The following is a 10,957-nucleotide window of genomic DNA, read 5'->3' as shown; positions in this document are numbered from 1 at the left end:
GACCACCCGGATGGATGATCGCTCCTCGGTGCGTTCGCGTTACAGCCCCAGGGGGACCGATTCGGCGGCCGCGAAGATCTGGCTCGGCGGCTGGGCCGAACCGGAGGTCTTACTTGACCTCGACGGAGGCGCCGGCGCCCTCGAGGGACTCCTTGGCCTTGTCCGCGGCCTCCTTGTTGACCTTCTCCAGGACCGGCTTCGGGGTGCCGTCGACCAGGTCCTTGGCCTCCTTCAGGCCCAGGGAGGTCAGCTCACGCACGACCTTGATGACCTGGATCTTCTTGTCACCGGCGCCGGTGAGGATGACGTCGAACTCGTCCTTCTCCTCGACGGCCTCGGCGGCCGGGGCACCCGGGCCACCGGCGACCATGACCGGCGCGGCGGCGGCGGCGGTGACGTCGAACTTCTCCTCGAACGCCTTCACGAACTCGGAGAGCTCGATGAGGGTCATCTCCTCGAACTGCGCGAGCAGGTCTTCCTGGCTGAGCTTCGCCATGATGGGCGATCCTTCCACTTGTTCGGCTGGTGCCGGATGTACATGACTGGCGGGCGTACGCTGGCCCGCTGCGACCCCGGCCGCGTCAGGCGGCCCGGATCAATGCGCGAGCCGAGTTACTCGGCACCGCCCTGCTCGTCCTGCTTGGCGCGCAGCGCGTCCACGGTGCGGACGAGCTTCGACGGCAGCGCCTGGAAGACGGAGGCAGCCTGGGACTGCTTCGCCTTGAAGGCACCGGCCAGCTTGGAGAGCAGAACCTCGCGGGACTCGAGGTCCGCAAGCTTCTTGATGTCGTCGGCGGACAGCGCCTTGCCGTCAAGGACACCGCCCTTGATGACGAGATTCGGGTTGTCCTTGGCGAAGTCACGGAGACCCTTCGCCGCCTCGACCGGGTCACCGGTCACGAAGGCGACGGCCGACGAACCCGCGAAGAGGTCGTCGAGCGAGTTGATCCCGGCCTCGTTGGCCGCAATCTTGGTCAGCGTGTTCTTCGCCACACGGTACTGAGCGTTCTCACCGAGTGAACGACGCAGCTGCTGGAGCTGCGCAACGGTGAGACCGGTGTACGCGGTGACGACTGCGCCGTTGGAGTTGCGGAACTTGTCCCGCATCTCCACGACGGCATCGACCTTGTCAGGCCTCGCCATGAGCCTCGGCCTCCTTCCGGGTGATTCGGACCGCGCGGACCCGAAGGAGGACTGGGGAAAACGAAACGCCCCGGCGCAGGCGCACGGGGCGTAGCTCGACCGGATGGTCGCGGAGCATGCACAGGGCATGCGATCCGGAGATCCGGGAGCTTTCCACAGTCACCTGCGCGGGCCGTCCGCCGTTCAGCGGATCCTTCGGCCACCGCGCCCTCGTCCGAGCACGCGGCAACGACCAGCGGTCTTTGGCTTCTGCAGAAGAGTACGGGAACGGGGCGCCGTCGAGCAAATCGCCCGAAGGGCCGGGCTCAGCCCTGGGCGGCTTCCTCCAACATCTCCGCCAGGTCCATGGTGTCCTCGGCCGGCGGAGCCGCCACGTCCACCGGCTCGTTGATGCCGAGGAAGGTGACGGTGAGGTCGAGCGGGCCCTTGTCGGCGGCACCCTGCATGCGGAACTGCTTGGTGCGGTCGTCGCCGTCGATCCACATGTCCATGGTGAGCTTGTCGACGCCCATCTGCTCGTACTGCTCGATGGACTTCTCCCGCCTCTCGCGGGTCTCCTCGTCCTCGTCCTTGAGGGACTCACGCAGGTCGTCGAGGGTGAGCGTGCCGGTGTAGCGGGTGGTGTCGACACCGTCGACGGTCTCGCCGCCGACCCTCTTCACGTCCTTGGCGCCGGTGAGGAAGGTGGACTCCGTGGCCGGGTTCTTGTCCGCCTGGGAGGCGCCGCCGGGCTGGTTCAGCTCCTGCTCGGCGTCCGTTCCGGACAGGTCGAACTTGATCCAGCTCTTGCCGTCCATCTCCTTGGCGGCCTCGGCTCCGCCGCCGATATACAGGGCCTTGTCGACCAGCCGGATCTCCGCGGTGCCGTCGGGGCCCTGGTCGAGCGCCGTCATCTTCATGCTCAACGCGACGGTGGGCTTCATCCGCATCCGGGCGTCGGCCTCGATCCGCCCCTCCTCCGGCGCCCGGCCGGTCATGCGGTAGCGGAGCGACGTGATGTCCTCCGAGTTCTTCGCCGCCTTGGCCACGGCCGCGGCCGGCGCCAGATCGGGCGACTCCTCGCCCTTGCCGCAGCCCGCGGCTCCGGCGGCGAGCAGCAGCGCGGCAAAGCCGGTTCCGGTGGCCCTGCGTACAGATGTCCTCATGGCTTCCCCCCACGGAATGCATGATCGTCATACCTCAGAGGGGAGCCTACTGGGGAACATCCGTGCAGTCTCCCGGTTTCCGGGACCGGGCCCGGCCCCTCTCCCACACGGACACGGGTGAACGGGAACGGGCCCCGTACCTGTCGTAGGTACGGGGCCCGTGACCGTCAGAGTGAGCCGTGGACTCAGACCGCGGCCGGGTCCTCCTCGACGAGGAGGTTGCGGGTGCGGTTCGGGTCGACCGGAACGCCGGGGCCCATCGTGGTGGTGATGGCGGCCTTCTTGATGTAGCGACCCTTGGCGGCGGACGGCTTCAGACGGAGGATCTCCTCGATCGCCGCGCCGTAGTTCTCCACCAGCTTGGCGTCGTCGAAGGACGCCTTGCCGATGATGAAGTGCAGGTTCGCGTGCTTGTCGACACGGAACTCGATCTTGCCGCCCTTGATCTCGGTGACGGCCTTGGCGACGTCCGGGGTCACGGTGCCGGTCTTCGGGTTCGGCATCAGACCACGGGGACCGAGCACGCGGCCGAGGCGGCCGACCTTGCCCATGAGGTCCGGGGTGGCGACGACGGCGTCGAAGTCCAGACGGCCCTTCGACACCTCGTCGATCAGCTCGTCGGCGCCGACGATGTCGGCGCCCGCGGCACGCGCGGCCTCAGCACGGTCGCCGGTCGCGAAGACCAGGACCCGGGCGGTCTTACCGGTGCCGTGCGGGAGGTTCACGGTGCCACGGACCATCTGGTCGGCCTTGCGCGGGTCGACACCCAGACGCAGGGCGACCTCGACGGTGCCGTCGAACTTGGTCGTGGAGGTCTCCTTGGCGAGACGGACGGCCTCGAGCGGGGCGTAGAGCTTCTCCCGGTCGATCTTGGCGTCCGCAGCGCGGAGAGACTTGCTGCGCTTGCTCACTACTGCTCCTGTTGCTTCTTAGGAGTCGTGGTCCGGGCCGAGCAGGCCCCGCCACACTGTGTCCTGTGTGCGGCTACCGCCGCGTGGCTGCTGGAAGGTCGGGGTCAGCCCTCGACCGTGACGCCCATGGAACGGGCGGTGCCGGCGATGATCTTCTCGGCGGCGTCCAGGTCGTTGGCGTTGAGGTCGGGCATCTTGGTGGTGGCGATCTCACGGACCTGGTCACGCGTGATCTTCGCGACCTTGGTCTTGTGCGGCTCGCCGGAGCCCTTCTCCACGCCCGCGGCCTTGAGGATCATCTTCGCGGCCGGCGGCGTCTTGGTGATGAAGGTGAAGGAGCGGTCCTCGTAGACCGTGATCTCCACCGGGATGACCCAACCGCGCTGCGACTCGGTCGCGGCGTTGTAGGCCTTGCAGAACTCCATGATGTTGACGCCGTGCTGACCCAGCGCGGGGCCGACCGGCGGAGCCGGGTTGGCGGCACCGGCCTGGATCTGGAGCTTGATGAGCCCCGTGACCTTCTTCTTCTTGGGAGGCATTGCTCTCCGGGTCCTTTCGATTCGGGTCTACCTCCGGCCGAGTCGCTCTCCCGGCAGAAGGCATACCGCACAACGATAACGGGTATGGATGTGCGGCCAAAAACCGAGCAGGTCAGGCGGCTGCCGCGGCACTCGCCTGACCTGCTCGGACGCTGTGGGACGCTGGTGACCCCAGAAGGGCTAGTTCTTCTGGATCTGGTCGAAGGACAGCTCGACCGGCGTCTCGCGGCCGAAGATCTCCACCAGGCCCTTGACCTTCTTGGAGTCGGCGTTGATCTCGTTGATGGTGGCCTGGAGCGTGGCGAAGGGGCCGTCGGTGACGGTGACCGAGTCGCCGACCTCGAAGTCCAGCACCTGGACCTCGACCTTGCGCTGCGGGGACGGCTTGCCCTCGGCCTCGGCGGCCTCGCGGGCGGCCTTCTCCTCCGCCTCCGGGGCGAGCATCTTGACGATCTCGTCCAGGGTCAGCGGGTACGGGTCGTAGGCGTTGCCGACGAAGCCGGTGACGCCGGGGGTGTTGCGGACGACACCCCAGGACTCGTTGGTCAGGTCCATGCGGACCAGGACGTAGCCCGGCAGCTTGTTCTGCTTGATCGTCTTGCGGTCGCCGTTCTTGATCTGGACGACCTCTTCCTGCGGCACCTCGGCCTGGAAGATGTAGTCCTCGACGTTCAGCGAGACGGCGCGCTGCTCCAGGTTGGTCTTCACGCGGTTCTCGTAGCCGGCGTAGGTGTGGATGACGTACCACTCGCCGGGCAGGACGCGCAGCTCCTGGCGGAGCTTCTCGATCGGGTCGAGCTCGGGCTCGGCCGCTTCCTCGGCCTCCGCCCCGGCGACGGCGTCCTCGGCGGTCTCCTCCGCACCGGACTCGTCGGCACCGGACTCGTCGGCACCGGACTCGTCGGCGGCAGCCTCGACCTCGGGGGAGGTCTCGGTGTCCTCGTGGTCCGCGCCCTCGACGGCGTCGAGCTGGTCCTCGGCGGACTCGGCCCCTTCGCCGCGAGGCTCGACGGCGTCGTTCACGTTCGGGTCAGACACGGTGGCTGCTTCTTCCTGGATACATGGGGGTGGAACACGCGAAAGGAGCGCCGGGTACCTCGGCGCTCTTCGCTCACGGCTCAGCCGAAGACGTACTTGGCGGCGTTGCTGAGTCCATAGTCGATCACGGTGACCAGGCCGATCATGATGGTGACGAAAATGATCACCACGGTGGTGTACGTCGTCAGCTGCTTGCGGCTGGGCCATACGACCTTGCGGAGCTCCGCGACGATCTGACGGTAGAACAGCGCCAGACGCTTCAGCGGGCCCTTCTTGCCGCGCTTGCCGCCCTTGCGCTGCTTCTTCTTCGACTCCGGAGTCTCGTCCTGGGCATCAGGCATGTCGATGGAGCCCACGGCGTCCGTCACTCGTCCTCACCTGATTCCGGGTCGTGGCCGTGCCGCGCCCGGTCTGAGCCGCACGGCGGTGCATTGCTGTACGTACATGCGCACACATCCTGAGCAAGGTGTGTGTAGCAGGGCCGGAGGGACTTGAACCCCCAACCGCTGGTTTTGGAGACCAGTGCTCTACCAATTGAGCTACGACCCTTTGCGTTCCCCCAACGTACCGCATCCGCCCGGCTGCGTGGTGTGCACCCGAGAGGCGCGGCCCGGTGAAGGCCAACGAGGTGAGAGTGTACGTGCTCGTGGCCCGGTCGTCGAACAGAAAGGGCCCGTGGGGGGTTTCGCCGGTCGCCGACGGCGGAAGATCGCCTGGCCGAGGACGGTGCGGCTGAGGGACGAGTACGGCCTACGGACTGTTGTTCACCCCTTTGCCCGTACCTGTTCAGTCCGTGAAACCCGCGTACCGCTCGTGTTTCCGGTCTGGAACGATGGCCTCATGAGCGCTGCAACCCCACCCACCGAGCGCCGGGTCTCCGCCCGAGTCGGCGCGATCTCCGAGTCCGCCACCCTCGCCGTGGACGCCAAGGCCAAGGCTCTCAAGGCCGCCGGGCGTCCGGTGATCGGCTTCGGCGCCGGCGAGCCCGACTTCCCGACTCCGGACTACATCGTCGAGGCGGCCGTCGAGGCCTGCAGGAACCCGAAGTACCACCGCTACACCCCGGCCGGCGGGCTGCCCGAGCTGAAGGCCGCGATCGCCGCGAAGACCCTGCGCGACTCCGGTTACGAGGTCGACGCCTCCCAGATCCTGGTCACCAACGGCGGCAAGCAGGCCATCTACGAGGCCTTCGCCGCGATCCTCGACCCGGGCGACGAGGTCATCGTCCCCGCGCCGTACTGGACGACGTACCCGGAGTCGATCCGGCTGGCCGGCGGTGTCCCGGTCGAGGTCGTCGCCGACGAGACGACCGGCTACCGGGTCAGCGTGGAACAGCTGGAGGCGGCCCGCACCGAGAAGACGAAGGTCGTGCTCTTCGTCTCCCCGTCCAACCCGACCGGTGCGGTCTACTCCGAGGCCGAGACCGAGGCCATCGGCCACTGGGCCGCCGAGCACGGCCTGTGGGTGCTGACCGACGAGATCTACGAGCACCTGGTCTACGGCGGCGCCTCCTCCGTGTCGCTGCCCGCCGTCCTGCCCGAGCTGCGCGACAAGTGCATCGTGGTCAACGGCGTCGCCAAGACGTACGCCATGACGGGCTGGCGGGTGGGCTGGATCATCGGCCCCAAGGACGTGGTCAAGGCCGCGACCAACCTGCAGTCGCACGCCACGTCCAACGTCTCGAACGTGGCGCAGGCCGCCGCGATCGCCGCCGTCTCCGGCGACCTGGACGCGGTCGCGAAGATGCGCGAGGCGTTCGACCGGCGGCGTAAGACCATCGTGCGGATGCTGAACGAGATCGACGGAGTCCTCTGCCCGGAGCCCGAGGGTGCGTTCTACGCCTACCCGTCGGTGAAGGCGCTGATCGGCAAGGAGATCCGCGGCAAGCGCCCGCAGGACACGGTGGAGCTGGCGGCGCTGATCCTGGAGGAGGCCGAGGTCGCGGTCGTGCCGGGTGAGGCCTTCGGCACGCCGGGCTATCTGCGGCTGTCGTACGCACTGGGCGACGAGGACCTCGTCGAGGGCGTCAGCCGGATCCAGAAGCTGCTGGCGGAGGCGCGGGGCTGATCCGTCCCTTCCAAGGCCGGGGCCACACCTCAACGTTGATGTGTGGCCCCGGTTCGGTTCCTGCGTTCGGTTTCTTGCGCTGAGTTCTTGGTGTGCGTGGGTTGTGGTGTGCGTGGGTTGTGGTGCGTTCGGTTTGTGGTGTGCGTTCGCGCGTGCGAGCAAGACCACGTACGGGGAAAGCGCTACCGGGGCGGGCAGGACGTGTAGCAGGATCCTGGGATGGAGCGTGTACGTGATGTCTCTGAGCTGCCGAAGGCCCATCTGCACCTGCACTTCACCGGGTCGATGCGGCCCGCCACCCTGCTGGAACTGGCCGACAAGTACGGCGTGCGCCTGCCCGAGGCGCTGACCGACGCCCTGACCGGCGGGGAACCGCCGAGACTGCGGGCGACGGACGAGCGGGGGTGGTTCCGCTTCCAGCGCCTGTACGACGCTGCGCGCTCGTGTCTGCGGGAGCCGGAGGACATCCGGCGGCTGGTGCGGGAGGCGGCCGAGGAGGATCTGCGCGACGGCTCCGGATGGCTGGAGATCCAGGTGGACCCGACGTCGTACGCACCGCGGCTGGGCGGGCTCATCCCGGCGCTGGAGATCATCCTGGACGCGGTGGACACCACGGTGCGGGAGACCGGGATCGGGATGCGGGTGCTGGTGGCCGCCAACCGGGTGAAGCACCCGCTGGACGCCCGTACGCTGGCCCGGCTCGCGGTGCGGTACGCGGACCGGGGCGTGGTCGGTTTCGGGCTCTCCAACGACGAGCGGCGGGGCATGGCGCGGGACTTCGACCGGGCGTTCTCCATCGCCCGGGACGGCGGGCTGCTGTCGGCGCCGCACGGCGGCGAGCTGACCGGCCCGGCGTCGGTGCGGGACTGCCTGGACGACCTGGATGCCGACCGGATCGGGCACGGTGTGCGGGCGGCGGAGGACCCGCGGCTGCTGAAGCGGCTGGCGGACCGGCAGGTGACGTGCGAGGTGTGCCCGACGTCCAATGTGGCGCTGGGAGTCTACGAGAAGCCGGAGGACGTGCCACTGCGGAGGCTGTTCGACGCCGGGGTTCCGATGGCCCTGGGCGCGGACGACCCGCTGCTGTTCGGCGCCCGGCTGGCGGCGCAGTACGAGATCGCCCGGGAGTACCACGCCTTCACGGACGCGGAGCTGGCGGAGCTGGCCCGGCAGTCGGTGCGCGGCTCGGCGGCGCCGGAGGACCGGAAGGACGAGCTGCTGTCGGGGATCGACGCCTGGCTCACCGCCCCGGCCGGCTGACGAACGGGGACGGGTTCCGGCTTCGCCCTCCGGCAGAGTGGACGGCGGCGCCACGAGTGCCGGGCTTCACCCCCCGGCAGAGTGCACGGTGACGCCACGAGTGCCGGGCTTCACCCCCCGGCAGAGTGCACGGTGACGCCACGAGTGCCTGCGGCGCCGCTGCGGCTTCGGCGGGAGTGCGCGTCGCGGCGCCCGTGGTGCGGGGGCGGGTCGGGGCCGCGCCGGGAGTGCCCGTCCTCGGGACGTCGCGGAATCGGCCTGCTGCCATGGTGCCCGCGTTGACGCGACAACCGTTGCGGGCGGCCACCCCCGGCACGTCCCCCTTGCCGCCGCGGGCGGGTGCCGGCAGTCCGGGGGCAGGTGTGCGGCCCGGGCCGCTGGTTCAGCGGATGCCAGTGAGCAGGGTGCGGGCCAGGCGGTGGGCGAAGTCGTCCAGCGGGGGGCGGCTGCCCTCGGGGGCCGCGTCGTAGGCGAAGGCCCGCTGCGCGCAGGCACCCAGCAGCAGGGATGCGGCGGCGAAGGTGTCGGCGTCGGGGCGGATGCGGCCGGCCGTCTGTTCGGCTCGCAGGTAGCGGTCGAGGCTCTCGATCGGCAGATGCGGCCCGGTGCCCATGGCACGCAGGGCGGCATCATGCCTTCGCTTGAGCTGGGTCTCGGCGTAGAGCGAGGCGGCGATCGGGAAGCTCTGTTCGTAGAAGAGGGCGGCCTGGCGGGCGACCTCGGTGAGGTTCCCCTCGACGGTCCCGCGGCCCGGCTCGGCGATGAGCCCCCGCAGCAGCGGGCTCAGTCGAGGGAGCCGCTCCGAGAACACGGCGATCAGGAGCTCCTCCTTGCTGGTGAAGTGCTTGTAGAGGGCTGCCTCGGAGCAGCCGGCTGCCCTGGCGATCTCCTTGGTGGTGGCGCGGGCGAGTCCGATGGTCAGCATCAGCTCGTGCGCGGCGTCGAGGATGCGTTCGCGGGCCGTCGGCTTGCCGGACTGCATGAGTGCTCCAAACAGGCTTGACGCATGGGTGAGTGATTACTCACCCTAGTGGACGAGTAGGTGAGTGAATATTTACTCACCTTGCCAGGAGGATGGTATGCCATGAAATTGACGGTTTTCGGCGCGACCGGCGGAGTCGGACAGGAGATCGTGCGGCAGGCACTGGGGGCGGGCCACCAGGTCACCGCGGTGGTACGGGACCCGGCGCGGCTGCCGGTGAGCGGTGCCGGCCTGGAGGTGTTCCGCGCCGACCTGACGGATCCGGAGGTGCTGCGGCCCGCGGTGGCCGGCCGGGACGCGGTGCTGTCCGGGCTCGGAGCGCGCAGCCGCAGGGACGCCGGGGTCGCCGGCCGGCTGACCCGGGTGGTGGTGGACGCCATGGCGGCGGAAGACGTGCGGCGGCTGCTGGTGGTGAGTGCGGCGCCCATCGGCCCCGCCCCGGAGGGCGAGGGGCGCCTCGACCGCGCCGCACGGGGCATCGTCTCGGCGGTCTTCCGGGACGTCTACGCCGATCTGCGGCAGATGGAGGCCGAGCTCGCCGGCAGTGCGCTGGCCTGGACGGTCGTACGGCCGCCACGGCTGCAGGACAAACCGGTCACCGGCCGGTACCGGACGGTCGTCGGTGGCTTTCCGCGCAAGGGGCGCTTCCTGGCGCGGGCCGACGTGGCGCACGCCATGCTGGCGCTGATCGACGACGCGGGGGCGATGAAGCAGGGGGTGGGGGTGGCCTACTGAGCGGTCCCGGACCTCGGGAGCGGTGGGTCAGAGGCTGACGCCGACCGTCACCGGTTCGTTGACCAGCGTGATGCCGAAGGCCTCCCGGACTCCGGCGACGACCTCGCGGGCCAGGGCGAGGAGGTCCTCGGTGGTCGCCTCGCCGCGGTTGGTGAGGGCGAGGGTGTGCTTGGTGGAGATGCGGGCGGGTCCGCTGCCGTAACCCTTGGTGAAGCCGGCCCTGTCGATCAGCCAGGCCGCGGACGTCTTGGTGTGCCCCTCCCCCGCCGGGTAGGCGGGCGGCTGCTCGCCGTCGCCGAGACGCTCGTGCACGCGCGCCCGGAAGGCGGCGAACTGAGCGTCGGTGAGAATCGGGTTGGTGAAGAAGGACCCGGCCGACCAGGTGTCGTGGTCCTCGGGGTCCAGCACCATGCCCTTGCCGGCCCGCAGCTTCAGCACGGTGTCGCGGGCGGCCGCCAGCGGCACCCGGTCGCCGGGCTCGACACCGAGGGCGCGGGCGGTCTCGGCGTATCTGACAGGCCCGGAGAGCCCGCCGGCGTCCTCCATCCGGAGGCGGACGCGCAGCACGACGTACCGCTCGGGGTGGGCCTTGAAGCGGCTGTGGCGGTACGAGAAAGCGCACTCCTCGTTGGTGAGCACGACCGTCTCGCCGGATCTGCGGTCGTACGCGATCACCTCGGTGATCGTGGCGGAGACCTCCTGGCCGTACGCACCCACGTTCTGGATCGGTGTCGCGCCCGCCGAGCCGGGGATGCCGGCCAGGCACTCGACACCGGCCAGCCCGGCCTCGACCGTGCGCGCCACGGCGTCGGCCCACACCTCGCCTGCCGCCAGCTCCAGCCGGGTGCCGTCGAGGGAGAAGCCGCGGGTGGCGATGTGCAGGGCGGTGCCGTCGAAGCCTTTGTCGCCGATGACGAGATTGGAGCCGCCGCCGATGAGCAGCAGGGGTGTGCCGGTGGCGTCGGCCTCACGGACGGCGGCGATCACCTCGGCGTCGGTGGCGGCCGTGACCAGGCGGGTCGCGGGGCCACCCAGCCGGAAGGTGGTCAGCGGGGCGAGGGGGGCGTCGTGGAGTTCCTGCACGCGCTCAAGACTACGAGACGGCACCGACAGCCCAGTCCCGGGGGGGGGGGGGGG

At 69.7% G+C, this 10,957-nt stretch carries 12 protein-coding genes and 1 tRNA gene; 3 read left to right on the top strand and 10 right to left on the bottom strand.

Annotation, left to right across the window (positions count from 1 at the left end; all coding sequences use genetic code 11):
• Positions 1-109 precede the first annotated feature (109 nt).
• From rplL to V5O46_RS16775, 8 genes are all read right to left on the bottom strand, one after another.
• On the bottom strand, positions 110-496 hold the full coding sequence (gene rplL, locus V5O46_RS16810; RefSeq protein WP_332885423.1) for a 50S ribosomal protein L7/L12: 387 nt from the start codon (positions 494-496) through the stop codon (positions 110-112).
• 116 nt (positions 497-612) lie between these two features.
• Positions 613-1,143 carry a 50S ribosomal protein L10 gene (gene rplJ, locus V5O46_RS16805; RefSeq protein ID WP_332885422.1) on the bottom strand — a complete coding sequence of 177 codons (531 nt, stop codon included), beginning with the start codon at positions 1,141-1,143 and terminating at the stop codon, positions 613-615.
• A 305-nt stretch (positions 1,144-1,448) separates the two neighbouring features.
• Complete coding sequence (locus V5O46_RS16800) at positions 1,449-2,288, bottom strand: LolA-like protein (RefSeq protein ID WP_332885421.1); 840 nt, start codon at positions 2,286-2,288, stop codon at positions 1,449-1,451.
• 185 nt (positions 2,289-2,473) lie between these two features.
• The gene (rplA, locus tag V5O46_RS16795) at positions 2,474-3,199 is read right to left on the bottom strand and encodes a 50S ribosomal protein L1 (RefSeq protein WP_332885420.1); all 726 of its coding nucleotides are present in this window, start codon (positions 3,197-3,199) and stop codon (positions 2,474-2,476) included.
• Between the two features lie 104 nt (positions 3,200-3,303).
• Positions 3,304-3,738 carry a 50S ribosomal protein L11 gene (rplK, locus tag V5O46_RS16790; RefSeq protein ID WP_006130605.1) on the bottom strand — a complete coding sequence of 145 codons (435 nt, stop codon included), beginning with the start codon at positions 3,736-3,738 and terminating at the stop codon, positions 3,304-3,306.
• Positions 3,739-3,918: 180 nt separating this feature from the next.
• A complete protein-coding gene (gene nusG / locus V5O46_RS16785) occupies positions 3,919-4,776 on the bottom strand; it encodes a transcription termination/antitermination protein NusG (protein WP_332885419.1) in 858 nt (285 codons plus the stop codon).
• A gap of 80 nt (positions 4,777-4,856) precedes the next feature.
• Positions 4,857-5,144 (bottom strand): preprotein translocase subunit SecE, encoded by a 288-nt coding sequence (secE, locus tag V5O46_RS16780; RefSeq protein WP_332885418.1) that lies wholly within the window; start codon positions 5,142-5,144, stop codon positions 4,857-4,859.
• Between the two features lie 108 nt (positions 5,145-5,252).
• Positions 5,253-5,325: transfer RNA gene (locus V5O46_RS16775), tRNA-Trp, on the bottom strand.
• 291 nt (positions 5,326-5,616) lie between these two features.
• On the opposite strand from V5O46_RS16775, the gene V5O46_RS16770 reads away from it, so the two are divergent.
• Positions 5,617-6,843, top strand: a complete 1,227-nt coding sequence (locus V5O46_RS16770) for a pyridoxal phosphate-dependent aminotransferase (protein WP_332885417.1) — start codon at positions 5,617-5,619, stop codon at positions 6,841-6,843.
• 219 nt (positions 6,844-7,062) lie between these two features.
• Positions 7,063-8,103: an adenosine deaminase gene (locus V5O46_RS16765; RefSeq protein WP_332885416.1), complete on the top strand. Its 1,041-nt coding sequence runs from the start codon at positions 7,063-7,065 to the stop codon at positions 8,101-8,103.
• Positions 8,104-8,485: 382 nt separating this feature from the next.
• On the opposite strand, the gene V5O46_RS16760 is transcribed toward V5O46_RS16765, so the two are convergent.
• The gene (locus tag V5O46_RS16760) at positions 8,486-9,085 is read right to left on the bottom strand and encodes a TetR/AcrR family transcriptional regulator (protein ID WP_332885415.1); all 600 of its coding nucleotides are present in this window, start codon (positions 9,083-9,085) and stop codon (positions 8,486-8,488) included.
• Positions 9,086-9,187: 102 nt separating this feature from the next.
• On the opposite strand from V5O46_RS16760, the gene V5O46_RS16755 reads away from it, so the two are divergent.
• Entirely contained in the window at positions 9,188-9,820 is a 633-nt protein-coding gene (locus tag V5O46_RS16755; protein WP_332885414.1) for an NAD(P)-dependent oxidoreductase, read from the top strand.
• Between the two features lie 27 nt (positions 9,821-9,847).
• On the opposite strand, the gene V5O46_RS16750 is transcribed toward V5O46_RS16755, so the two are convergent.
• Positions 9,848-10,903 carry a UDP-N-acetylmuramate dehydrogenase gene (locus V5O46_RS16750; RefSeq protein WP_332885413.1) on the bottom strand — a complete coding sequence of 352 codons (1,056 nt, stop codon included), beginning with the start codon at positions 10,901-10,903 and terminating at the stop codon, positions 9,848-9,850.
• Between the last annotated feature and the right edge of the window lie 54 nt (positions 10,904-10,957).

The sequence above is a fragment of the Streptomyces poriticola genome (genome assembly GCF_036689765.1).
Lineage (GTDB): Bacteria > Actinomycetota > Actinomycetes > Streptomycetales > Streptomycetaceae > Streptomyces > Streptomyces poriticola.
The sequence above is the reverse complement of the archived record's forward strand: the minus strand, read 5'-3'. Positions and strand labels throughout refer to the sequence as shown.